This is a genomic window from Saccharopolyspora erythraea (assembly GCF_018141105.1).
Lineage (GTDB): Bacteria > Actinomycetota > Actinomycetes > Mycobacteriales > Pseudonocardiaceae > Saccharopolyspora_D > Saccharopolyspora_D erythraea_A.
The window spans coordinates 5768599-5792936 of record NZ_CP054839.1 but is presented as its reverse complement, the minus strand read 5'-3'; the positions used below and the strand labels follow the sequence as shown (position 1 = coordinate 5792936).

The 24338-nt window shown below is 71.5% G+C and carries 21 protein-coding genes; 17 read left to right on the top strand and 4 right to left on the bottom strand.

Annotation, left to right across the window (positions count from 1 at the left end):
* Window positions 1–40 precede the first annotated feature (40 nt).
* From HUO13_RS25870 to HUO13_RS25850, 5 genes are all read left to right on the top strand, one after another.
* Entirely contained in the window at window positions 41–568 is a 528-nt protein-coding gene (locus HUO13_RS25870) for a flavin reductase family protein (RefSeq protein ID WP_211897639.1), read from the top strand.
* A complete protein-coding gene (ribB, locus tag HUO13_RS25865; protein WP_211897638.1) occupies window positions 565–1698 on the top strand; it encodes a 3,4-dihydroxy-2-butanone-4-phosphate synthase in 1134 nt (377 codons plus the stop codon). Before HUO13_RS25870 ends, ribB begins: the two co-directional genes overlap by 4 nt.
* A 115-nt stretch (window positions 1699–1813) precedes the next feature.
* The gene (locus HUO13_RS25860; protein WP_211897637.1) at window positions 1814–2257 is read left to right on the top strand and encodes a cupin domain-containing protein; all 444 of its coding nucleotides are present in this window, start codon (window positions 1814–1816) and stop codon (window positions 2255–2257) included.
* A gap of 273 nt (window positions 2258–2530) precedes the next feature.
* Window positions 2531–4639 (top strand): hydantoinase/oxoprolinase family protein, encoded by a 2109-nt coding sequence (locus tag HUO13_RS25855; RefSeq protein WP_211897636.1) that lies wholly within the window; start codon window positions 2531–2533, stop codon window positions 4637–4639.
* A 15-nt stretch (window positions 4640–4654) separates the two neighbouring features.
* Window positions 4655–6826, top strand: a complete 2172-nt coding sequence (locus HUO13_RS25850) for a hydantoinase B/oxoprolinase family protein (RefSeq protein WP_211897635.1) — start codon at window positions 4655–4657, stop codon at window positions 6824–6826.
* A gap of 72 nt (window positions 6827–6898) precedes the next feature.
* Here HUO13_RS25850 and acs read toward each other — a convergent pair whose 3' ends face one another.
* Entirely contained in the window at window positions 6899–8866 is a 1968-nt protein-coding gene (gene acs, locus HUO13_RS25845; protein WP_211897634.1) for an acetate--CoA ligase, read from the bottom strand.
* A 255-nt stretch (window positions 8867–9121) separates the two neighbouring features.
* Here acs and HUO13_RS25840 point away from each other — a divergent pair, with 255 nt between their 5' ends.
* The 9 genes from HUO13_RS25840 (at window position 9122) to HUO13_RS25800 (ending at window position 18349) form a co-directional block, all read left to right on the top strand.
* The gene (locus HUO13_RS25840) at window positions 9122–10216 is read left to right on the top strand and encodes a sensor histidine kinase (protein ID WP_432757864.1); all 1095 of its coding nucleotides are present in this window, start codon (window positions 9122–9124) and stop codon (window positions 10214–10216) included.
* Window positions 10216–11010, top strand: coding sequence for a LytR/AlgR family response regulator transcription factor (locus tag HUO13_RS25835; protein WP_211897632.1), 795 nt, complete (start codon window positions 10216–10218; stop codon window positions 11008–11010). Before HUO13_RS25840 ends, HUO13_RS25835 begins: the two co-directional genes overlap by 1 nt.
* On the top strand, window positions 11010–11357 hold the full coding sequence (locus HUO13_RS25830; RefSeq protein ID WP_211897631.1) for a hypothetical protein: 348 nt from the start codon (window positions 11010–11012) through the stop codon (window positions 11355–11357). The genes HUO13_RS25835 and HUO13_RS25830 overlap by 1 nt, the downstream gene beginning before the upstream one ends.
* Window positions 11357–13045, top strand: coding sequence for a cation acetate symporter (locus HUO13_RS25825; RefSeq protein WP_211897630.1), 1689 nt, complete (start codon window positions 11357–11359; stop codon window positions 13043–13045). The genes HUO13_RS25830 and HUO13_RS25825 overlap by 1 nt, the downstream gene beginning before the upstream one ends.
* A 176-nt stretch (window positions 13046–13221) precedes the next feature.
* A complete protein-coding gene (locus HUO13_RS25820; protein ID WP_211897629.1) occupies window positions 13222–13566 on the top strand; it encodes a DUF485 domain-containing protein in 345 nt (114 codons plus the stop codon).
* Window positions 13563–15173, top strand: coding sequence for a solute symporter family protein (locus HUO13_RS25815; protein ID WP_211897628.1), 1611 nt, complete (start codon window positions 13563–13565; stop codon window positions 15171–15173). The genes HUO13_RS25820 and HUO13_RS25815 overlap by 4 nt, the downstream gene beginning before the upstream one ends.
* Before the next feature lie 166 nt (window positions 15174–15339).
* A complete protein-coding gene (locus HUO13_RS25810) occupies window positions 15340–16050 on the top strand; it encodes a hypothetical protein (protein WP_211897627.1) in 711 nt (236 codons plus the stop codon).
* Between the two features lie 118 nt (window positions 16051–16168).
* The gene (locus HUO13_RS25805; protein ID WP_211897626.1) at window positions 16169–16489 is read left to right on the top strand and encodes a GYD domain-containing protein; all 321 of its coding nucleotides are present in this window, start codon (window positions 16169–16171) and stop codon (window positions 16487–16489) included.
* Between the two features lie 201 nt (window positions 16490–16690).
* Complete coding sequence (locus HUO13_RS25800; protein ID WP_211903157.1) at window positions 16691–18349, top strand: bifunctional metallophosphatase/5'-nucleotidase; 1659 nt, start codon at window positions 16691–16693, stop codon at window positions 18347–18349.
* Window positions 18350–18406: 57 nt separating this feature from the next.
* On the opposite strand, the gene HUO13_RS25795 is transcribed toward HUO13_RS25800, so the two are convergent.
* Complete coding sequence (locus tag HUO13_RS25795) at window positions 18407–18874, bottom strand: DUF2000 domain-containing protein (RefSeq protein ID WP_249124051.1); 468 nt, start codon at window positions 18872–18874, stop codon at window positions 18407–18409.
* Window positions 18875–18924: 50 nt separating this feature from the next.
* Between HUO13_RS25795 and HUO13_RS25790 the strand changes: the two genes are divergently transcribed.
* Window positions 18925–19746: a helix-turn-helix transcriptional regulator gene (locus HUO13_RS25790; RefSeq protein ID WP_211897625.1), complete on the top strand. Its 822-nt coding sequence runs from the start codon at window positions 18925–18927 to the stop codon at window positions 19744–19746.
* A 27-nt stretch (window positions 19747–19773) separates the two neighbouring features.
* On the opposite strand, the gene HUO13_RS25785 is transcribed toward HUO13_RS25790, so the two are convergent.
* Window positions 19774–20565, bottom strand: coding sequence for a class I SAM-dependent methyltransferase (locus HUO13_RS25785; RefSeq protein WP_249124050.1), 792 nt, complete (start codon window positions 20563–20565; stop codon window positions 19774–19776).
* A gap of 123 nt (window positions 20566–20688) precedes the next feature.
* Between HUO13_RS25785 and HUO13_RS25780 the strand changes: the two genes are divergently transcribed.
* Window positions 20689–21735, top strand: coding sequence for a class I SAM-dependent methyltransferase (locus tag HUO13_RS25780; RefSeq protein ID WP_211897624.1), 1047 nt, complete (start codon window positions 20689–20691; stop codon window positions 21733–21735).
* A gap of 22 nt (window positions 21736–21757) precedes the next feature.
* Here the strand turns inward: HUO13_RS25780 and HUO13_RS25775 are convergent, their stop codons facing one another.
* Window positions 21758–23317 (bottom strand): phosphodiester glycosidase family protein, encoded by a 1560-nt coding sequence (locus tag HUO13_RS25775; RefSeq protein ID WP_211897623.1) that lies wholly within the window; start codon window positions 23315–23317, stop codon window positions 21758–21760.
* 242 nt (window positions 23318–23559) lie between these two features.
* On the opposite strand from HUO13_RS25775, the gene HUO13_RS25770 reads away from it, so the two are divergent.
* Window positions 23560–24336: an Fpg/Nei family DNA glycosylase gene (locus HUO13_RS25770; RefSeq protein ID WP_211897622.1), complete on the top strand. Its 777-nt coding sequence runs from the start codon at window positions 23560–23562 to the stop codon at window positions 24334–24336.
* The last annotated feature ends 2 nt before the right edge of the window (window positions 24337–24338 follow it).

The window sequence follows — 24338 nt, the reverse complement described above, 5'->3', positions numbered from 1 at the left end:
CCGCTTCGAAGATCGAGGACAGGCTCAGAAAGGAGGCATCATGACAACGCTGAACCCCACCACCGCCGGGGACGGCACAGTGGACACCGCCGGGCTGCGCGAGGCGTTCGGCCGGTTCCCCAGCGGCGTCACGGCGGTGTGCGCGCTGGGCGCGACCGGCGAGCCGGTCGGCATCGCCGCCAGCGCGTTCGTCGGTGTGTCGCTGGAGCCGCCCCTGGTCGGGCTGTGCGTGCAGAACACGTCGACCACCTGGCCGTTGCTGCGCGACCGCCCGCGGCTGGGGCTGTCGGTCCTCGGCGACGCCCAGGACCGCACCTGCCGCCAGCTCGCTTCCAAGACCGGCGACCGGTTCGCCGGGCTCGACTGGCACACCACCGACGAGGGCGCCCTGCTGCTGCACGGCGCGACGGCGTGGCTGGACTGCTCGGTCGAACGCACGGTCCCGGCCGGTGACCACGAACTCGTGCTGTTCCGGGTGCAGCGCCAGTGCACGCACCCGCACCTGGGGCCGCTGGTGTTCCACGCGAGCACGTTCCACACGCTGTCCGGACTGGAACGGGCGTCGTGACCGCCCAGCTCGACCCGCCGGTCTCCCGCTCCGGTCCCGCGGACGGGATCGGGGACGGGATCGGAGACGCACTGGCGGCACTGCAAGCCGGCCGGCCCGTGCTGGTGGTGGACGACGCGGGCCGGGAGGACGAGGGCGACGTCGTTCTCCCGGCGGCGCTGGCCGATCCCGCGTGGGTGGCCTGGACGGTCCGGCACACCTCCGGCCTGCTCTGCGCCCCGCTGGAGGCCGACCGCGCCGACGCGCTGGACCTGCCGCTGATGGTGTGGCGCAACGCCGACCCGCACGGCACCGCCTACACCGTCTCGGTCGACGCGGCGGAAGGCGTCGGCACCGGGATCAGCGCCGCCGACCGCGCCCGCACCGCCCGGGTGCTGGCCGATTGCCGGTCGGTGGCCCGCGACCTGCGCCGTCCGGGGCACGTGCTGCCCCTGCGCGCCCGCCCCGGAGGCGTCGTCGAGCGGCCCGGGCACACCGAGGCCGCCGTCGACCTGTGCCGGCTGGCCGGGCTGCCCCCGGTCGGGGTGATCGCCGAGCTGGTCACCGGGCCGGACGAGCCCCGGGCCGGTGCCACGGCAGGGCGGGCCGAGGTGGCCGCGCTCGGCCAGCAGCACGGGCTGCCGTTGCTGGATGTCGCAGACCTGGTCCGGCACCGGCTGTTCTTCGGTGACGGCTTGCGCGGGCGGGTCAGCCGAGGTGCCCGGGCCGCACTGCCGATCTCCCGCGGGGGGTTCGAGGCCGTCGGGTTCCGGGACGAGGTCACCGGTGCCGACCACGTCGCGCTGCTCGGTCCCTCCTCGTCCGGGCGGCCGTTGGTCGCCGTACACGTCGAATGCGTTGTCGGCGACGTCTTCGGCAGCCTGGCGTGCGACTGCCGCCGGGAGCTGGAGGCATCGCTGGCCGCGGTGGCCAGGACCGGCGGAGTCGTGGTCTACCTGCGTCCGGGTGCGACCGGGGCGCAGATCCTCTCGGGAGGCCATGACGCCGAAGCAGCCCACCCCGACGTGCACGCCGCGGCGGCCGCGGCGGTCCTGGCCGATCTCGGGCTCGCCGAGGTCCGCCTCCGGGAACGCGGACCGGTCGACGTGTCCGCACTGGCTACCGGCGGCATTCGTGCCGTCGCGGTCTGAACGCCTGTCTGCGATCTCACCTTGCGTGCCTGTTCCGGTTGCGAGGGCGGGCCAAGCGGCTTCGCCGCTTGAAAGAGCAAAGACAGGCCGTGAGAAATGCTGCGGAGGATTTTCAATGCCCGACATCGAACCGGCGTCGGCAGACGCTCGCACTGCCGAGTTCACCGCGCGCTTTCCCGGGCTCTGCGACGTGCCCGAGGTCAATTGCGGCGACCAGCCCATGTTCTACGGCGGAGTCCGGGCGCGGACCGCGCGCCAGGCGACGGCCGCCGGTGAGCTCACGGTCATGGCCACGACGTTCGACGCCGGCGCCGGGACGGTGTGGCACACCCACGAATCCGACCAGACGCTGGTGCTGCTCAGCGGCGCGGGTGCCGTCGAGGACGACCGCGGCGTCCACCCGCTACGCGCCGGTGACGTCGTGACCATTCCGCGAGGCCGCCGGCACCGGCACCTCGCCGACGCCGAGCGGTCGATGACGCACTTGTCGATCACCACTCACGGGAACCACCACATCTGCTCGGATGCGGCCCAGTGCGATTGTCAGCGCGGCCATTGACCACAGCTCGTCCCTTTTACCGAAGTTCGCGGAGTAATGCCGGCGCGCTATGAGAAGGAGCACACTGGGCCGCCTCCGGACGGTTGTGACACGATCAAGCCGGATCGAAGTTGATCTCTGGGTGAATCGGGCCCGTCGGCCCGGAGTGGTTCGAAGTGGACGGTCACATGCCGAGGCATGAGGACTGCGCGCCGCTCATCACTGGGGGAGTTGCCTGTTCGGGTAGTTCCGGCCGGTTCCGCAACCGAAACGCAAGGGGAGTGACAGGTCCGGATGTGCGCGTATTACGTCGCCTCCGACGTCGGTGGCACCTTCACCGACACCGTCGTGATCGATGACGTCGGCCGGGTGGGGCGCTACAAGGCCTCGACGGTGCCGGACAATCCGGCGGAAGGAGTGCTCAACACCCTGGTCGACGCGGCCGCCGACCGCGACGTCGACCTGGCCGAGTTGCTCGCCGGCGTCGAGGTCTTCTCGCACGGCACGACGATCGCCACCAACGCGATGCTCGAAGGCCGCCACAAGAAGGTGGGCCTGATCCAGACCCGCGGGTTCGGCGACACGCTGACGATCAGCCGCGGTTTCAAGGGAATCGGGCTGACCGAGGAGGAGACCAAGCGGTTCCGCACGCTGGTCAAGCAGTCCCCCGCCGTGCCGCCGTCGCTGACCGCGGAGATCACGGAGCGGGTCGACTACGCCGGGCGCGTGGTCTGCCCGCTCGACGAGGACGACGTCCGCCGGGCCGTGGCCGACCTGCGCGCGGCGGGGGCCGAGGTCTTCGCGGTCTCGCTGCTGTGGTCGTTCGCCAACGACGTGCACGAGCGGCGGGTCGCCGAGATCGTCGCCGAGGAGGTGCCCGGTGCGAGCATCACGCTCTCGAGCGAGTTCCTGCCGCGCATCGGCGAGTACGAGCGCACGCTGACCACCGCGGTCAACGCCAGCCTGCGTCCCCTGCTCAAGACCTCGCTCGACAGCTTCGAGTCGACCCTGAGCGAGGCCGGGCTGCGCAGCGGTCCGCTGCTCATGCAGTCCAACGGCGGCCTGGCCACCTTCGCCGAGGTGGAGAAGCGCGCGGCGGCGACCGTGATGTCCGGTCCGGTCGGAGGCGTGGTCGCCTCCCAGTTCCTCGGCAGCCGCAAGGGCCACCGCAACATCGTCACGACCGACATGGGCGGCACCAGCTTCGACGTCGGGCTGGTCCTCGACGAACGCCCGGTCATGTCCAACACCACGCTCATCGGACGCGACCAGCTCGCTCTGCCGTCGGTCGCGGTGCGCGCCATCGGTGCCGGAGCCGGTTCGATCGCCTCGGCGCGCAACGGCGTGCTGCGGGTGGGGCCGGAGAGCGCGGGCGCCCGCCCCGGCCCGGCCTGCTACGGCGCGGGCGGCGAACGCCCCACCGTCGCCGACGCCGATCTCGTGCTGGGCTACCTCAACCCGGACAACTTCCTCGGCGGGCGGCTCGCCCTCGACGTCGACCGAGCCCGCCGGGCCATCGACGAGCACGTCGCCCGCCCGGCCGGCCTGAGCGTCGAGCAGGCGGCCGAGGGCATCAAGACCATCGTCGACGCCCGCATGGCCGACCTGGTCCGCCAGGTCACCGTCGAGCAGGGCTACGACCCGACCGACTTCGCGGTCTTCGCCTACGGCGGGGCAGGCCCGCTGCACGCGTTCTCCTACGGCGCAGAGCTCGGCTGCCCGCAGATCGTCGTGCCGATCACCGCCTCGGTCCACTCGGCGTTCGGCATCGGCTGCTCCGACCTGACCATGGTCGAAGAGCTGTCCAAGCCCATGCAGACGCCTCCCGGCACCGCGGACTACAGCACCGCACTCGTCCCCGAGGAGCTCAACGCCACGTTCGGCGAGCTGCAGGACCGCGCCCGAGCCGATCTCGTCGCGGCGGGTGCGGACGACGCGTCGATCAGGTTCGCCAAGTCCGTCGAGATCCGGTTCCGCGCGCAGATCCACGTCCTGACCGTCGGGTTCGACAGCGAGACGATCACCGCTGAGGACGTCAACACCATGGTCGATCGGTTCGTCGAGCAGTACGAGGGGCGTTTCGGCAAGGGCTCGGCCTTCCCCGGCGGCGGCGTGGAGATCACCACGTTCCGGGTCGTGGCGACGAGCCCGGTGCCCCGCGCCGAGTTCGAGACCGGCCGGCCCGCCGACGCCACCACCGCGGGGGAGCCGGGCACCCGGCAGGTGTTCAGCGGGGGCCAATGGGTCGATGCCGCGGTCTACCGCGCCGACCAGCTCCACGAGGGCCTGACCATCGACGGCCTTGCCATCGTCGAGCTGCCCGACACCACCGTCGTCGTCGGTCCCGGCCAGCACGCCGCGGTCGACGGCTTCGGCGACATCGTCATCCAGAACCACCGCTGAGCCGCAGGAGTGAGCATGCCCACCACCGCCAGCGACGCGATCGACCCGGTGACCTACGAGGTGATCCGGCACAAGCTCTGGTCCATCAACACCGAGGGCGCCACCACCGTGGAGCACGTCTCCGGTTCCCCGGTCGTGCACGCCACGGACTACAACTTCGGCATCTACACCGCCTCCGGTGAGATGTCCATCATCGGCCTCTACCTGCTCACCCCGATCTACACCGGTGCGATGGCGATCGAGGAGTTCCTCCGCCGCCACGACGACATCGAGCCCGGTGACGTCTTCATCATCAACGACCCCTACATCGCCGCGATGCACCAGAACGACGTGCAGTTCTGCAGCCCGGTGTTCCGGGACGGCGAGATCGTCGCGTGGCTGGGCTGCATGGCCCACCAGGTCGACCTCGGCGGCATGGACCCCGGCAGCTGGTGCACCACCGCCACCGACGTCTACCAGGAGGGTCTGCGGATCCCGCCGGGCCGGATCGTCCGCAAGGGCACCGTCAACCAGGAGCTGTGGGACACCATCGTCCTCAACTCCCGCATGTCCGGCACGGTCGCCAACGACTTCCGCGCCTTCCTCGCGGGACTGCGGGTCGCCGAGCAGCGCTTCCACGAGCTGTGCGACCGCTACGGTGCCGGCCAGGTGCGCGCGACCATGGACCGCACCATCGACAACAGCGAAGCCGACCTGCGGGCCATGCTGCGCGAGCTGCCGGACGGCGTCTACGAGCACACCTCCTACCTCGACCGGCCGGACGGCGACGGGATCGAGCTGCTCGAGGTCCCGTGCCGGCTGGAGAAGACCGGCGACCGGCTCTCCTTCGACTTCTCCGGTGCCAGCCCGCAAAGCCCCGCCTACGGCATGACCACCCGCGGCGGGCTGCTCGGCGCGGTGGCCACGCTCATGCTCTGCACGTTCGGTTCCGAGATCCCCTGGAACCACGGCATCATGCGGCCCGTCGAGGTCGCCGCCCCCGACGGGCTGTGCGTCACCGCCGTCGAGCCGATGCCCGTCAGCGGCGGCGCCGCGGGCGCGAACTGGACGGCGACCTGCTCGGCGGGCGGCGCGCTCGCGAAGATGCTCAGCTTCTCGGAGAAGTACGAGAGCTTCGCGTTCGGGCCGAGCGACGGCTCCTGGCAGCTCACCCAGTTCGGCGGTGTCGACCAGTACGGGGAGCCCTTCGCCTCGATGTACATGGACTCGCTGCTGTGGGGCGGGCCCGCGTTCTCCTTCCGCGACGGCGTGGACGCCGGGGGAGCGATGGTCATCCTCGGCGGCGGGGCCACCAACGTCGAACAGCAGGAGATGCGGCACCCGCTGCTCTACCTGTGGCGGCGCCAGGTCCCCGACTCCGGTGGCGCCGGCACCTACCGCGGCGGCAACGGCGTGCAGTTCGCGCTGACGCCCATCGACACGACCGGTGTGACCGGCGTGCTCGGCACGCACGGCGTCGCCCTGCCCAACCGGACCGGGCTGTTCGGCGGTCTGCCGGGCTCGTGCGCCCGGTTCGAGCGGGTCGTCGACGCCGGTGCGCTCGAACGTCTCGCCGCCGGCAGTGCCATCGGCGAGCTCGCCGACCTCGACGGCACGCCCGAGGTCCTGCCCGGCGTCGCGCCGGCGGCGCAGGTCGCCCATGGCGACGTCTTCGAGTGCACCGTGCAGAACGGCGGCGGCTACGGCGACCCGTTGCTGCGTGACCCCGCGAAGGTGGCCGCCGACGTCGCGGCGCGGGCGGTGAGCCGGGAGGCCGCTGCCCGCCTCCACGGTGTCGTCGTCACCGAGAGCGGCACGGTCGACGAGGACGCCACGAGGACGTGCCGGGAGCGGATCCGGGAGTCCCGGCGCGCCCGCATGACCCCGCCCGCCTCCCGCCCCGGCGACGGCGCGGTCGAGGGTGAACCCACCGGGATCTGGGGTGCCTCGCTGGTGACCTGGCCTGGTCAGGCGGGACCGACAGCCGGGTGCCGCCACTGCGGCGCGGTGCTCGGCAGCCTGGCGCAGGGCTGGGAAGGCATCGCGGGCCGGGTGTCGCTCGGGCCGGAGGACCTGGGCGGCGACGTGCGCATCCACGAGTCGCTGACGGCCGTCGCCTACGTCTGCCCCGACTGCGTCACCGCGCTGTGGGTCGACACCGAACCGGCCGAGGGGAAGAGCTGGCGGGACTTCGCACTGCACGTGTGACCCGCAGTCCCCCGAGCGTGCCCGCACCTTCTCGTGCGGGCACGCTCGTGTCGCGTCGGACCGTGGTGGTCTTCAGTCGTCGCGGGATGTGCCGAGTCCGGCCGAGATGAGGTCCATGACGGAGGGGTCGGCGAGGGTGGAGACGTCGCCGATTTCGCGGTTTTCGGCGACGTCGCGCAGGAGCCGTCGCATGATCTTGCCGGAGCGGGTTTTGGGGAGTTCGGGCACGACCATGATCTGGCGGGGTTTGGCTATGGGGCCGATTTCGTGGGCGACGTGGTCGCGCAGGGCCTTGATGGCGGCTTCGCCGGAGGCTTCGTCGTCGGTGCCGCCGCGCAGGATGACGAAGGCGACGATGCCTTGTCCGGTGGTGGGGTCGCTGGCGCCGACCACGGCGGCCTCGGCCACGGTGGGGTGGGAGACCAGGGCGGATTCGACCTCGGTGGTCGAGATCCGGTGGCCGGAGACGTTCATGACGTCGTCGACGCGGCCGAGTAGCCAGAGGTCGCCGTCGTCGTCGTATTTGGCGCCGTCGCCGGCGAAGTAGTAGCCCTTGTCGGCGAATTTGGACCAGTAGGTTTCGCGGTAGCGGTCGTCGTCGCCCCAGATGCCGCGCAGCATCGCGGGCCAGGGTTGGTCGAGCACGAGCAGTCCGCCGCCGCCGGGGCCGACCTGCTCGCCCTGCTCGTTGACGACCTTGGCGGAGATGCCGGGCAGTGGGACCTGGGCGGAGCCGGGTTTGGTGGCGGTGACGCCGGGCAGCGGCGAGATCATGATCGCGCCGGTTTCGGTTTGCCACCAGGTGTCGACGATGGGGGCGTGGTTGCCGCCGATGTGTTCGCGGTACCACATCCAGGCCTCGGGGTTGATCGGTTCACCGACGCTGCCGAGGACCCGCAGTGAGGACAGGTCGTAGCGGGCGGGGATCTCGGCGCCCCATTTCATGAAGGTGCGGATGGTGGTGGGCGCGGTGTAGTAGAGCGTGACGCCGTACTTGGCCACGATTTCCCAGTGGCGGCCTTCGTGCGGGGTGTTGGGGGTGCCTTCGTAGATGACCTGGGAGGCGCCGTTGGCCAGTGGCCCGTAGACGATGTAGGTGTGGCCGGTGACCCAGCCGATGTCGGCGGTGCACCAGTAGACGTCGGTGTCGGGTTTGAGGTCGAAGACGGTGCGGTGGGTGTAGGCGGCCTGGGTGAGGTAGCCGCCGGAGGTGTGCAGGATGCCCTTGGGGCGTCCGGTGGTGCCGGAGGTGTAGAGGATGAACAGCGGGTGCTCGGCGTCGAAGAACTCCGGGGTGTGGGCCTCGGGCTGGCCTTCGACGGTCTCGTGCCACCACTTGTCGCGGTCGGTGTTCCACTCGACGTCGGTCTTGGTGCGCTGGACCACGAGGACGTGTTCGACGCTGGGGGTGGCGGCCACGGCCTCGTCGACGTTGGTCTTGAGGGGCATGGCCTTGCCGCGGCGGTACTGGCCGTCGGCGGTGATGACGACCTTGGCCTCGGCGTCGTTGATGCGGGTGCGCAGCGCTTCGGAGGAGAACCCGCCGAACACGACGCTGTGCAGGGCGCCCAGCCGGGCGCAGGCCAGCATCGAGTAGACCGCTTCGGGCAGCATCGGCAGGTAGATCGCGACCCGGTCGCCCGCGCCGACACCGAGCGAGGCCAGCGCGTTGGCCGTGCGGGCCACCTCGCGTGCCAGTTCGGCGTAGGTGATGGCGCGGGAGTCGCCCGGTTCGCCCTCCCAGTAGATGGCCACCCGGTCGCCGTTGCCGGCCTCGACGTGGCGGTCCACACAGTTGTAGGCGACGTTGAGCTTGCCGCCGACGAACCACTTGGCGAACGGGGCGCCGGAGGAGTCCAGCACCTGCTCCCACTCGGTGTCCCAGTGCAGGTGGCGGGCCTGGTCGGCCCAGAACGCCTCGCGGTCGGCGTCGGCCTGGGCGTAGAGCTCCGACGTCGCATTGGCTTGGGCGGCGAACTCCCCGGACGGCGGGAACGCCACATCGTCCGCGGACCTCGCGTTCTCAGCGTCGATGGTCACGACCACTCCCTCACTGTGCTCAGTGCCTGTCTCGAACTCACCTTGTGTGGGGCGCCGGTGGCGGAACCTCACTTTGCGTGTCGGCCAACGTAAGTGGATCGAGTGAGTCCCGGCACGCTTCTCGCGACGGGATGCCGGACAGTCACGACAGAACGCGTCCAGCGCGCGACGAACGGTCGATGAGAGGGTCCCTCGCCCGGGTGGCCTGAACGGAACTAACATCCAGGCATCCTGTCGACGGCGATGGGAGCGACGATGCCGGTGCCCGCCGACCGCACGCTCCACCACGAGCTCCTCGGGGCGTGGTGGCCGCGTTCGCGCACCGCGACGGCGTCGGTGCTGCACATCGCTCGCCGGGTGGTCGACGACCTCCGCGAGGGCGCCGCGGGCCCGCGGGCCTCGGCCGCGGCCCGTGACCTGCGCAAACTGCTCGGGGTCCGCGCCGTGGGGCTCGCCGACCTGTCCGGAGCGGTGCGCTGGTCGGGCAGCCCGCGGACGGCGCCGGACGCGGAGCGGCTGGTGGCCGACGTGCTCGACACCGAGGACCGCAGCGGTCGTCCTCCGCTGGTGGCGATGCCGCTGCACGCGTTCGAGGAGCTCGCCGGGGTGCTCGTGGTGGACGGCGACACCCGGATGACCGCGGTGCGCGAGGTGGCGGCCTGGACCGAGGCCGCCCTGGAACGGGCCCGGCTGGAGCACTCCGCCGACCTGGCCGCGCAGGCCGAGATGCGGGCACTGCGCGCGGAGATCTCGCCGCACTTCATGTACAACGCGATGACCGTGATCGCCTCGCTGGTGCGGTCCGACCCCGACCGCTCGCACGAGCTGATGCTCGACTTCGCCGACTTCATCCGCTACGGCCTGGCCCGGCACCGGGAGTACACCACGGTCTCCGACGAGTTCCACGCGATCGAGACCTACCTCGGGCTGCAGCGCGCGGTGCTCGGCGACCGGCTGAAGGTGCAGATCAGGGTCGCGCCGGAGGTGCTCGCGGTCGCCATCCCGTACCTGGTGCTCGAACCGCTGGTGGAGAACGCGGTGCGGCACGGGGTCGAGCCCCGGCTGACCCCGGACGGGCAGGGCACCGGCCTGGTCCAGGTGCAGGGCGAGGCCGAGGGCACCGACCTGGTGATCAGCGTGGAGGACGACGGCGTCGGCATGGACCCGGCCCGCGCGCAGGCGCTGCTGGCCGGGCAGGGCTCGACGGAGAGCATGGGGCTGGCCAGCGTCGACCGCAGGCTGCGCACCGTGTACGGAGCGTGGTACGGGCTGGTCGTCGAGACCGCCGAAGGCGCGGGTACCCGGGTGGTCGTCCGGGTACCCCGGTTCCAACCGGGGGTGGTGCCGTGATGTCCGCAGGACTGCGCGTTCTGGCCGTCGACGACGTGGCCCCCGCGCTCGAGGAGCTGTGCAGGCTGCTGCGGGAGGCGCCGGAGGTGGCCGAGGTCGCCGGCGCCGCGGACGCGGTCGCCGCCCTGAAGATGATCCGGACCGCCCGCTTCGACGCGGTGTTCCTGGACATCTCGATGCCGGGGCTGGACGGGCTGGAGCTGGCCACCCTGCTGGCCAAGCTGGCCGATCCGCCCGCCATCGTGTTCGTCACCGCCTACGACCGCCACGCCGTGACGGCCTACGACATCGGCGCGGTGGACTACCTGCTCAAACCGGTGCGCGTCGAGCGCCTGTCGGCCGCCCTGGAGCGCGTGGGCAAGATGCTGGCCCCGGGCCCGGAGGAGCCCGCGAGCGCCGAGCAGCCCGCGCCGCAGCCGCCGGACGCGATGGCGGCGCTGCCGGTGGAGGCAGCGGGCCGGACCCGCTACGTGCGGCGCAGCGAGGTTCGCTTCGCCGAGGCCCAGGGCGACTACGTCCGCCTGCACACCCCGAGCGGGGTGCACGTCGTGCGGATGCCGATCTCCAGGCTGGAGGAGTACTGGGGCGACGCCGGCTTCTCGCGGGTGCACCGCAGCTTCCTGGTGTCGCTCGCCGCCGTGCGCGAGCTGCGCAGCGACACGACCGGAGCGCTGATCGCGCACACCGACGTCGGCGACGTCCCGGTCAGCAGGCGGCACGCGCGGGACCTGCGCGAGAGGCTGCTGCGTGACGCCCAGCGCACCGAGCTCGCGCGGTCCGTCCGGAGCGAGTGATGAGCGGTCGCAGGCGGGTCACCGTGATGAGCCCGCAGACGCGGGTCGCGCATGCCCGCCGCGTGGTGCGCCGCCGCTGGCGGGCACCGAGGCTGGACCCCGCCGAGGCCCGGCGTGCCCGACGGCTGTACCTGGCCCAGAGCAGGAGGGGAGCGGTGACGCTGTCGGCGCTGTTCACCCTGCTGTTCGGGTTGCCGGTCCTGTTCGCGTTGGCGCCCGCGCTCGACGAGGTCCGGCTGTACAGCATCCCGCTCTCGTGGCTGCTGCTGGTGGTCGTGCCCTTCCCGGCGATGGCGGCGCTGGCCTGGTGGCAGCTGCGCCGGGCCGACAAGGCGGAGGACCGCTGATGTCCGCCGCGGTCGCGGTGGCGCTGATCGTCCTGCTGACGCTGCTGATCGGCCTGCGGGGTGTGGCGGCGATGCGCACCACCTCGGACTTCCTGGTCGCTTCGCGCCAGGTCTCCCCGCTGGTCAACTCCGCGGCCGTCTCCGGCGAGTACCTCTCCGCGGCGTCGTTCCTGGGCGTCGCCGGGATCATGTTGTCCGACGGCGTGGGCGCGCTGTGGTATCCGGTCGGGTTCACCGCGGGCTACATCGCGATGCTGGTGCTCGTCGCCGCTCCGCTGCGGCGGTCGGGAGCCCTCACGGTCCCCGACTTCGCCGAGGCGCGGCTGGCCTCGCCCGGTCTGCGGCGGGTGGCCGCGGTCGTCGTGCTGATCATCGCCGGGCTGTACCTGGTGCCCCAGTTCCGGACGGCGGGTCTGGTGCTGAGCGTGGTCAGCGGCACGCCGTACTGGGTGGGCGTGGTGCTGGCCGGCACGGTGGTGAGCGCGACGCTGGCGCTCGGCGGGATGCGGGCCGCGACCTACGTCCAGGCGTTCCAGTTCTGCCTGAAGCTGACGCTGTTCATCGTGCCCGCGGTGTGGTTGCTGCTGCAAGCAGGCCCGTCGGTTCGCCACGACGCCCTGCACCCCGTCGAGATCACCCGGTTCGCCGAGGACACCCCGGTGGTGTTCCAGGTGGACGTGGTGCTGGAGGTCGGCGAGCCGACGCCGGTGCGCGGCCCGGACGGTGCCGTTTCGGTGCTCCCGGTCGGAGAGCACGAGATCACCGCCGGGCGCACGGTGGTCTTCGGCAGCGGCGCCCCCGTGCCCGGGTTGCGCGGCGCCGACGTGCCGGGCGGGCACGACTGGCGGCGTCCGCTGCTCGACCTGGAGAACGCCGAACACCCGCTGCTGGGCACGTGGGCGGTGCTGGTGGCGACGATGTTCGGCACCATGGGCCTGCCGCACGTACTGGTCCGCTTCCACACCAGCCCGGACGGCAGGTCGGCCCGCCGGACCGCGGCGCTCACCGTCGTGCTGCTCGGAGTCTTCTACCTGTTCCCGGGGATCTACGGAGCGCTCGGCAGGGTGCTGGTGCCCCACCTCTACCTGTCGGGCGTGACCGACGTGCTCGTCGTCGCACTGCCCACGCAGGTGGACGCGGGGTGGCAGGGCACGCTTTTCACTGCGCTGCTCACCGGCGGTGCTTTCGCGGCGTTCCTGGCCACGTCGCTGGGTCTGCTGCTGGTGGTGTCCGGGGCGATCTCGCACGACCTGGCCGCGGGTGGTCTCGGCCAGCTGCGCGTCGCGGTCGTGCTGGCTGCGGCGGTGGTGGTGTTGCTCGCGCTGCAGGCCACGCACCTGGCGGCGGGGACGCTGGTCACCTGGGGCTTCTCGGTCGCCGCGGCCACGTTCTGCCCGTTGCTGGTGCTGGGCATCTGGTGGCGGCGGCTGACCAGCGCGGGCGCGCTCAGCGGGGTGCTGGTCGGTCTGACGGCGTCGTCGGCGGCCATCGCGGCGACCCTGTTCGGCCCGCCGCTGCCGGGCTGGCTGGCGATTCTGGTCGCCCAGCCCGCACCCTGGGCGGTGCCGCTGGCGTTCGCCACGATGGTGGTGGTCTCGTTGCGCGGGTATCCGCCCCCGTGGGCCGAGGCGGCCATGCTGCGGCTGCACCTCGACGAGGAGTCCAGGTCGGCGCAGCGGGTGCGGTGAGCCCTTCCGGAACGCCGCGGTACCGGTCTCCCGCGCGGGCTTCGCGAAACCGTTCGACCCGTTCCTGATGCCGTTCGTGGACCGTTCGTCGTACCCGTCGTCTATCGGACCGTCATCGGTTCTCCCGCGAGTGTGACGCGCCTAACGTGTCGCGCACCACTCGTTAGGAGGCTGTCGTGACTAGGAGTGAGCGAGCTGAGCCAGCGCCCAGTGCGGACGTGTGGCGCGAAGTGCACGAGAGTGCGGAGTTCCGCGTTCTCCGCCACCGCCTCCGGGGGTTCGTGTTCCCGATGACCGCGTTCTTCCTCGCCTGGTACCTGGTGTACGTGCTGCTGGCCGACTACGCGCAAGGCTTCATGTCCATCAAGCTGGTCGGCAACATCAACGTGGGCCTGGTGCTGGGGCTGCTCCAGTTCGTGTCCACGTTCGTCATCACCGCGCTGTACGTGCGGTTCGCGAACCGGCACCTGGATCCGGTGGCCGACCGGATCCGCGCCGAGGTCGAGGGGGCTGAGCGATGAACAACCTCGCGCAAGGCGTGGAGGGCAGCAGCCCGCTGCTGAACATCAGCATCTTCGCCGCCTTCGTCGTCATCACCCTCGTCATCGTGCTGCGCGCCAGCCGCAACACCCGGACCGCGTCGGACTACTACGCCGCCGGTCGCGCGTTCTCCGGGCCGCAGAACGGAATCGCGATCTCAGGTGACTACCTGTCGGCGGCCTCGTTCCTCGGCATCGTCGGCGCGATCGCGGTGTACGGCTACGACGGCTTCCTGTACTCGATCGGCTTCCTGGTCGCCTGGCTGGTGGCCCTGCTGCTGGTCGCGGAGCTGCTGCGCAACACCGGCAAGTACACGATGGGCGATGTCCTGGCGTTCCGGATGCGGCAGCGCCCGGTGCGCGCCGCGGCGGCCACCTCGACGCTCGCGGTCAGCTTCTTCTACCTGCTGGCGCAGATGGCGGGAGCAGGTGTGCTGGTCTCGCTGCTGCTGGGCATCACCAGCGGCACGGGGCAGGCCGTGGTGATCGCGATCGTCGGTGTGATCATGATCGTCTACGTGCTGGTCGGCGGCATGAAGGGCACGACATGGGTGCAGATCATCAAGGCGGCACTGCTGATCAGCGGTGCGGCGGCGATGACCCTGTGGGTGTTCGGCATGTTCGGGTTCGACCTCTCGGCCGTGATGCAGGCGGCGGTCGACCGGGCCGGGGAAACGGGGGAGAAGCTGCTCAACCCCGGCGCGAAGTACGGCAAGAGCGAGACGAGCAAGCTCGACTTCATCTCCCTGGGCTTGGCGCTCGTGCTCGGAACCGCCGGTCTGCCGCACGTGCTGATGCGGTTCTACACCGTCCCGACAGCCAAGGAAGCCCGCCGTTCGGTGGTCTGGGCGATCTGGCTGATCGGTCTGTTCTACCTGTTCACGCTGGTGCTCGGCTACGGCGCCGGAGCCATCGTCGGGCCGGAGGCGATCAAGAGCGCTCCGGGTTCGTCCAACTCGGCGGCACCGTTGCTCGCGCAGGCGCTCGGCGGCCCGGTGCTGCTCGGCTTCATCGCGGCGGTCGCCTTCGCGACGATCCTCGCGGTCGTCGCCGGGCTGACCATCACCGCCTCGGCCTCCTTCGCCCACGACATCTACGCGAACGTGATCAAGAAGGGGCAGGTCGAGGACAAGGCCGCGGAGGTCCGGGTCGCGCGGATCACCGCGGTGGTGATCGGTGCCGTCGCGATCGTCGGCGGCATCCTGGCGCGCAACCAGAACGTCGCGTTCCTCGTCGCACTGGCCTTCGCCGTCGCCGCGTCGGCGAACCTGCCGACGATCCTGTACTCGCTGTTCTGGAAGCGGTTCAACACCTCCGGAGCGCTGTGGAGCATCTACGGTGGACTGGCGGCCACGGTCGTGCTGATCGTGTTCTCCCCGGCTGTCTCCGGTGGCGACGAGGCGATGCTGACCGGAACCGACTTCCACTGGTTCCCGTTGCAGAACCCGGGTCTGGTGTCCATCCCGCTGTCGTTCTTCTTCGGCTGGCTGGGCACGGTGCTCTCCCGGGAGCACAACGAGGACAAGTACGCGGAGATGGAGGTGCGTTCGCTCACGGGAGCGGGGGCGGAGAAAGCCACCGTGCACTGAACCCCGGCTCCTGCCAAGGCGATCGACCCGGACGGACTTCGGTCCGTCCGGGTCGATCTCTGCGCGGAGGGCCCGCCGCGCAGCGGTGTGAAAGCCGGTCCGGGGGAACCAGCCGCTCGTGCGCCGCGTCGCAGCAGTTGATCAATCCACAGAGGAGGAGCGGCGCATGACCGAGCTGACCGCGTACGAGACCACATGGCTCAGTGTGCTGGAGGAGCTGCGCAGGTGCCCGGACATCAGGCTCGACCAGGGCGAACCGTGCGAGCTGGATACCACCGCTGACGCCGACCAGGTGTTCGCCGAACTGGCCGAACGGGACGGCATCGAGCTCGACCCGTCGCTGAAGAGCTACCACCTGCGCTTTTCCAGCATCGCGGCGGTGTGGGACGTCCCCCACCCGGAGTACGAGGAGGAATCGCTCATCGCCGGGGAGTTCGACCTGCTCAACATCCACCAGGCGGTCCACGGGGGTCCGCTCGTGGCGCGCCTCTACGACCCGTCTCCTGAAGAACGGCAGCTCTATTCCGAGCTGCGGAGCTTCGACGGAACCGGGGAGACCGGAGTCGGGCATCTCTCGATGCTGCGGATCCAGCCCGGCGTGGCCAATCCCGAGCTGTGGTTCGACGCGACGACCAAGGGCTACCACCGGATGGACCTCGACTACCCCGGATACCTCGAAACGCTGCGCATCACGAAGGGAACCTTCGGCTGGCAGTTCCTGTTCACCGACGTCTCGATGCACGACGACGGTGAGTTCAGGGTTTCCGGGCGGTTCATGGAGATCATGCTCGACCTCTTCCCGAGGCTGTTCCCCGACCACGACTACGCGCCGCTGCGGGAGCGGCTGGCCGAACGCCGCCCCGGTTTCCGGGCCTGAACACCGCTCGTGGGCGCGGACCCCGGCCAGCCCTCCGAATGGCCGAGCCCGCTCTCGTGTCCGAGGGTGGGAGCCGAACCGCGGCCGCGGGCGGCCGCACGGCGGATGGGGGAGCGACATGCCGAAGTACCTGGTGCAGGGCAGCTACACAGCCGAGGGCACGAAGGGGGTGCTCGCCGAGGGTGGCACCGGGCGGCGGGAGGCCGTCGAGCGGGTCCTCAGCTCGTGCGGCGGAACGCTCGAGTCGATGTACTTCGCGTTCGGCCCCGACGACTTCCACATCGTCGTCGACATGCCCGACGACGTCTCCATGGCCGCCACGGCCATGGCGGTGCGGGCCACCGGGGCCGTCACGTCCAGAGCGGTGCGGCTCCTGCGCCCCGAGGAGATCGACGAGGCCGCGCGCAAGAGCCTCGACTTCCGCGCCCCCGGCGCCTGACCGCGGCCGAGACCGGTGACCGGCCACCACGCCACCGTGCCGCTTCCGGGTGGCGGCGCGTTCACCTGAAGTCGACGCGAAGTGCTGGTTTTCGCCCGTTCGAACGAGCAAGATCAGCGGTCGGACCCCCTCACCTGGGGCTCGCGTGGACTCTTCGGGAGGAAGGCTGTGGGACGAAGTCCGTTGGGCCGCGGTGCCGCGATGGCCGGGGCCGCGTTGCTGGCCACCATGGCGTTGCCGGGGGCACCGGTGAGTGCGGCAGGTGGGACGGTGGACGTCCGGTTGATCGCGTTCAACGATCTGCACGGCAACCTCGATCCGCCGGCGGGTTCGTCCGGACGGGTGACGTTGCCCGACAGCAGGACCGTGGACGCCGGAGGTGCCGCCTACCTCGCGACGCACGTGGGCCGGCTGCGCGACGAGGCCCCGAACTCGGTGGTGCTCTCGGTGGGGGACAACGTGGGCGCGTCGCCGGTGAAGTCGGCGCTGTTCCACGACGAGCCGACCATCGGCCTGCTCAACGAGCTCGGGGTCCGCGCGTCCGTCGCGGGCAACCACGAGTTCGACGAGGGCTACGCCGAGCTGCGGCGCATCCAGTCCGGGGGTTGCCACCCGGCCGACGGGTGCCAGTTCCGCGACTCCTACGACGGGGCGGATTTCCCCTACCTGGGCGCGAACGTCACGTTCGACGACGGTAGGCCCGCCCTGCTGCCGTTCAGCATCGAGCGGGTCGGCGGCACGCCGGTCGGGATCATCGGGGCGACCCTGGAGGACCTGCCCGCGATGGTCACGCCGGAGGCGGTCGAGGGGCTCGAGTTCGGCGACGAGGTCGAGGCGATCGACCGCACCGCCGACCTGCTGGACCGCTTCGGGGTGAAGGTCCAGGCCGTACTGCTGCACCAGGGCGACAACACCGAGGGCGGCGGCCCCGACGACTGCCGCGTGACACCGGGCCCGGCATCGGAGATCGCCGCGCACGCCTCGCCGAAGGTTGACGTGATCTTCACCGGGCACAGCCACCAGCAGTACAACTGCGTGGTGAACGACCCCGCGGGCAACCCGCGGACCCTGCTGCAGGGCGCCTCGTTCGGCCGGCTGCTGTCGGTGGCCGACCTGACGATCGACAAGAAGAGCCAGGACGTGGTGCGTGCGCGGACCCGGGCGCGCAACGAGGTCGTCACCCGGGACGTGCCGCCCGATCCCGTCGCGCAGCGGCTGATCGACGAGGCCGCGGCGAAGGCGGGGCCGATCGCCAACCGCACGGTCGGCACGATCGCGGCGGACCTCGTGCGCCAGGCCGCGCCCTCCGGTGAGTCCCCGCTCGGCGACGTGATCGCCGATGCGCAGCTGGAGGCGACCGCCGCGGGCGGTGCGCAGGTCGCCATCACCAACCCGGGCGGGATCAGGACCGACCTCGTGCACGCCTCTTCCCCCGCCGGTGAGGGCGACGGGGTGGTGACCTACGGCGAGGCGTACGCGGTGCAGCCCTTCGGCAACGTCATGCAGACGATGACGTTGACCGGCGCGCAGCTGAAGGCCGTTCTCGAACAGCAGTGGCAGCCGGGCGCGACGCGCGTCCTGCAGGTCTCGGCCACGTTGCGCTACACCTACTCGGCATCCGCGCCGGTCGGTTCGAAGGTCTCCGGCATCACCATCGCCGGTCAGCCGGTCGACCCGAACGCGCCCTACCGGGTCGCGGTGAACAACTTCCTGGCAGGCGGCGGCGACGGGTTCACCGAGTTCACCGGGGGAACCGGCATCACGGGAGGCCCGGTGGACCTCGACGCGCTCGTCGCCTACCTCCGCGCGCACCCGGGAGTGGCGCCGCCGCCGGCGGACCGCATCACGGCGATCCCGTAAGGCCAGAACCCCTCGTCGGACCTGCCACGGCAGGCCCGACGAGGGTGCCGCGGCGTCTCAGGGGTGCAACCGCGCCCCTTTGAGGACCTTGTCCACCGCGTTGCGCGGCCCGTGGACGGCCATTCCCACCAGGTCGAGCCGGTCGGTGCCCACCGCCCGCACGGCTGCCCGGTTGTCCCGGTCGTTGCCGGTGCCGAACAGGTCCGAGGTGAACACGGCCGTCGGCAACGAGCGGGACAGCGCACGGCCGTGCGCGGTGGTGAGCACCTCCTTCGTTCCCGCGAAGACCAGCACGGGCTGGCGGAACATGGGCAGGTACGCGGTGCCGTCGGCGTCGGCGTACGGCTCGCCGATCACCTCGGGTGCGGCGGTGCCGAGGCCGCTGACGGCGAAGGCGGTCACGTTCAGCCGCTGCCAGGACTCCAGGTCGTCGCGCAACAGCACGGCGATCTTCGTGTCGAAGCGAACCGGCGCGTTCTCCGCCCCTGCACCGGCCTGGCTCTCAGTCCCTTGCGTCGTTCTCATGCCCCGGATGGTGCGGGCCGCGCGCCCCCGTCGTCTTGTACGTTCTTTGCATGGCGTCCCAGCAGGAAATCTCCGCGTGGCGCCCGTCGGTCCCGGGCGTCACGGAGGTTCTCCACGCCCACTTCACGGAGCACGTGTACCCCATGCACGTCCACGACGCCTGGACGCTGCTGGTCGTCGACGACGGGGCGGTCCGCTACGACCTGGACCACCACGAGCGCGGCACCCCGGGCGACACCGTCAGCCTGCTGCCCCCGCACGTCCCGCACAACGGCTCGGCTGCCACTTCCCACGGCTTCCGCAAGCGGGTGCTCTACCTCGACACGACGCTGCTGGACGAGAGCTTCATCGGGCCGGCGGTCGACGGTCCGGACCTCACCGATCCCGTGCTGCGCGCACGTGTCGGACAGCTGCACACCGCACTCGCCAACCGGGGAGACGAGCTCGAGGCGGAGAGCCGCCTGGCCCTCGTCGGCCAGCGGCTGCGCGAGCACCTGCGCCCCAGTGCGTCCATCGCCGGCGCGGTGCCTGGCCGCGGCATCGCACAGGATCTCCGCGACATCCTCGACGAGCGCCTCCTCGAAGGCACCACGTTGGCCGAGAGCGCGAGCCTGCTGCACGCCCACCCGGCGCACCTCGTACGCGCGTTCAGCGCCGCGTTCGGCATCGCACCCCACCAGTACGTGACGTCCCGCCGCGTCGACCTCGCCCGCCGGCTGCTCCTCGACGGACGACCCCCGGGCGAGGTGGCGACCGCGGCCGGCTTCTACGACCAGTCCCACCTCACCCGGCATTTCAAGCGGGTCCTGGGCATTGCCCCGGGCCAGTACGCCCGGACCGGGGCGACGCTTCGGGGCAACCGCGCGGGCTGACCTCAGCACCTGGCCGCTGTTGTCCCGTCAGCTCGGAACTTTGCGCCCCACGAGGTGGAAGACGCGGCTGAGCCGGCGGTAGGGGTCGCGCCTGCCGGCTTCGAGTTCGACCGCGGCGGCCGCCGCCACCTCCTTCGAGTCGCCCGGGTCCAGCTCGGCTCCGCTGAAATCGAGCCAGTCGACGAACAGCCACACCCCGTACCAGCGCAGTGGCTCCACGCCGCGGTCCCGCACGAGCGCGCTGAGCTCCTCCACCGTGTCGGCTCGGGTCGGCACTCCCAGCACCCCGACCTCGCCGCGGGCGTCGAACGACGCCAGAGCGTCGTCCCACCGCCGTTCCAGGGCCGGGCGCACCGCCATCGCGTTCGCGTTGCCCGCCATGATCGAGACCACGCCGTCGGGGGCAGCGCACCGGCAAAGCTGGTCGACCAACGGCTCCGGCTGCTCCTGGTAGCCGAGCACGCCGTGGCACAGCACGGTGGCGAAGCGCCGGCCGTTCACCGCCTCTGCGGCGTTCTCGCCGTCGGCCTCCAGGAGCGTCACCCGTCGCCGGGCTTCACCGGACAGCCGCTGGAGTCGGTGTCGGGCTTTGTCCAGCATCGCCGACGACGGGTCGAGCAACGTCACGTCGTAGCCGGCCTGGGCCAGCGGAAACGACTGGTGGCCCGCGCCGCCGCCGACGTCGAGCACCGGCGCCGGAGGCGGCGGCAGATGCTCGAGCAGCTGCTGGTGCAACACGTAGGTGCGCACGCGCCCCTTCACCGAGGCGTAAGCCTCGTCGGCGAACTGGTCGGCCAAACCGGCCCAGGTGTCGTCCACACCTGACGGTATCTCCGCCACCCAGCAGGGCCACCACCGGATGAGCAGGGTCTGTCGGCCCTACGGCACCGGTGCGGGCGGTGCTAGAGCGGTGTGAGTCCGGGCCGACGGGAGGGGGCCGCGATGGACCACAGCAAGGTCGACGAGTTCCTCGGGCGGTTCGTCACCGACCTGGCCGCGACGGAGGCCGCCGGCTCGGTCGTGATCGGTCACCGGCTCGGCCTCTACCGCGCGCTGGCGCAGGCCCCGGCGACGCCCGACCAGTTCGCCGAGCGGACCGGGTACGACCTGCGTTACCTCACCGAGTGGCTGCGCGGTCAGGCCGCCGGCGGCTACGTCGGCTACGACCCGGCGACCGGGGAGTTCTCGCTCAGCGAGGAACAGGCGTTCTGCCTGGCCGACCCGAACGGCCCGAACCTGCCCGCCGCGTTCCTCGTCGCGCTGGGCATGCTGCGCGCCGAACCCCGGATCACCGAAGCGTTCCGCACCGGTGCCGGGTTCGGCTGGCACGAGCACCACGAGGACGTCTTCGTCGGCTGCGACGCCTTCTACCGGGCCGGCTACGTGGCCGAGCTGGTCGCGAGCTGGATCCCGGCGCTGGAGGGGGTCGACGCGAAGCTCACCGCCGGTGCCCGGGTGGCCGACCTCGGCTGCGGACTCGGCTCCACCTCGGTGCTGATCGCCCAGGCATACCCGCGCACCACCGTCGTCGGCTCGGACTACCACGCCGAGTCGATCGAGCTGGCCCGCAAGCAGGCCGCCAGGGCCGGGGTCACCGACCGGGTCACCTTCGAGGTCTCCACCGCGCAGTCCTTCACCGGCGGCGACTTCGACCTGGTGACGATGTTCGACTGCCTGCACGACATGGGCGACCCGCTCGGTGCCGCCCGCCAGGTGCGGCGGGCGCTGGCACCGGACGGGACCTGGCTGCTGGTCGAGCCCAACGCCGCCGACGACGTGGAGGACAACTTCAACCCCGTCGGACGGCTGTACTACAGCGGCTCCACGTTCCTCTGCGTGCCCAACGCCCTTTCCCAGCCGGGCGGATACGCGCTCGGTGCCCAGGCCGGCGAGAGCGCGACCCGCCGAGTGGCCGCCGACGCCGGTTTCACCCGGTTCCGGCGCGCCACGCAGACCCCGTTCAACCTCGTCTACGAGATCAGGCCCTAACGACCTGTCCGGTCGCCGGGCCTCAGCGCCCGGGGACGACCACCAGGGCGTCTCCGACGGCACGTTCGCCGGTGGGGTCGGACGGGGAGTTGGCCAGCTTTCCGTCGACGACGAACGAGGTCGAGCCGCCGCCGTCGAGGTTCATCGCGTCCACGGCGCCCAGCGAACGCATGAAGCGCGCCGCTTCCAGCAGGGTGAAGCCCGCGCTGCTGTCCGGCTGGCGCCCGTCGACGGTGACCAGCAGCAGGCGGCCCGCCTCGTCGATGCCGGCCATGGTGCGCGGCTGGCGCCGCACTCCCCACCCGTAGACGAAAGAGGGGTCATCCGGATGCACGATGCCGTCGGTGGCCGCGTCCACGTACTCCCGCCCGTCGCGCACCAACCACGGACCGCCGTTGACGATGTCGTTGCCCGCCAGCGGAACCGCGCTCCTGCCTGCGCGGACCTGCTGGTCGACGACGAGCGGGGTGCCGGTCCTGGCGTGGTCGGTCAGCCAGGTCGCGCCGTTGCCGATCCCTTGCAGGACATGGCCGTCGGCTGGAACCGGACCGCCACGTGGGCGCAGGGCGGTGACCCGGTACTGGGCGTCGAGCACGGCCTCGACGCCCTCGCCGGCCGGGGCCTGCCCGCCCAGTTGCGGCGTGAGCAGTACGAGCTCGTCGGGGTTGGTGCACGTGACGTCGTGCTGCGGTCGCTCGGTGGGCACGCCCCCGGGCTGTCCGCAGTTGCGGATGATGCCGGGTTTGCGGTTGATCCCGTTCACCACGCGTTGCGCGCGGCCCGAACGCACCGACACGGCGGTGGCGAGCTGCTCGATCTTCGGGGACCGGCCCAGCCGAAGAGCCACCCGGCCGTTGGTGGCCTCGCTCTGGAGCCGCCCGCCGTAGACGCCGACGCCGGCGGGCTCGCCGGGGATGCCGTCCTCGTCCTGCATGGTGAAGAAGCCGCCGTTGACGCCGACCACGGCGTTGGCCGCCGAGGACATCGCCGAGGTGGTCTCGCGGCCGGTCACGGCCTGCCCGTGGGAAGCCTGCACGCGGCCGCCGAACCGCTTCGGATCCACCACCGCGACGTGCACGCGCCAGGGGCCTCCGGCCGACTCGCCGTCGTAGCCGGTCCAGTCCGCGGCCGCCTGGTGTCCGGCCGCCGCGATCCTGCTCGCTTCAGCGCTCGCCTGGTCCTTGGTGCCGAACTCGCCCACCCGCACGCGCCAGCCCAGCGCGCCGCGCGGTGTGTCGGCGAACATCGGCCAGGCGACCTGCTCCACCCGGGGCGCGAACCCGGCGCCGGTCAGCTCCCGGCCGAGCGCGTGGGCGTCGGCCTCGGTGCCCAGCTCCGTCGCCGGGGCATCCGGGTCCGAGCCACCGGACCCCGAGCCGCCAGGGATCCGGACCGTCACGGTCCAGCGCTGATCGCCGGAAGGAGCACCGAACACACCACTGCGGACCTCGACGCCGGGTGCGAGTTCCCGGCTCGTCCACTCCGGCTCGGCCTGCGCGGCCGGAGACCCCGATGCGGTGCTCGTCAGCAGGAGCACGAGCGAGCCGGTCGCGAGCGCGGTGCCCGGGCACTTCCCCAACAATTGGACCTCCTTGTGCGGTGGTCGTGAAGCTAACCGGCACGCTGGGCCGCCCTGCTCCCATCACATGAACGACCGGTGACCACTCGTCCAAATTCGAACCGCCGTCTGGACCGCAGGGGCGGACGGCGGCTCGCCGTACATAGCGGGGTGACGCTTAGGTGCCCTGTCAGCGCGCGAACTCCACGTAGCGAACACTCCACGTCAACGGCATCAAGCCGATCCCGCCGGGGTAGCCACGAGGAATGCCTGAGCTGCCCGATGTCGAGGGCTTCCGCCGAGTGGCCGCCGAGGCCGGGCGCCAGCGGGTGCGCGACGTGGAGGTGTTCGATCCGCAGGTGGTGCGCGGTCCCGTCGAACAGGTGCGAGGCCGATACCTGGGCGAGGCCCGCAGGCACGGGAAGTGGCTGGTGCTGCCGACCTCGTCGCGCGACGGGGACGATCCGCCGTGGCTGCTCGTGCACTTCGGCATGACCGGGATGCTGCTGCGCTGCCCGCCCGGCGAGGACGTCCACGCCCACGACCGCGTGGTGCTCCACCTCACCAGGGACGTCCTGCGCTACCGGGACATGCGCAAGCTCAAGGGCATGCGGGTCGTCCGGCGGTCCGAGGTGGACGGGTTCCTCGGCGAGCTCGGACCGGACGCGGCGGCGGTGCCCCTGCGGGACTTCCGCGCGTGCGTCGGCCGGGGCCGGCGCACGCTGAAGTCGGCGCTGATGGACCAGTCGACGGTGGCCGGGCTGGGCAACCTGTGCGTCGACGAGATCCTCTGGCGTGCCCGGCTGGACCCGAAGACGCCGACCACCGAGCTCGACGGCGACCGCTGGCGGTCCCTGCACCGGACGATGCGCTCGGTGCTGCGGCAGGCCGAGCGCGCGGGGCGGGTGCCGGACCGGCCGTCCTGGCTCACCGGGCACCGCGACGACCCGGGCGAACGCTGCCCGCGCTGTTCCGGGACGCTGCGCCGGGGGCAGGTGGCGGGGAGGACGACGGTGTGGTGCCCGGCGTGCCAGCGCGGTTGAGC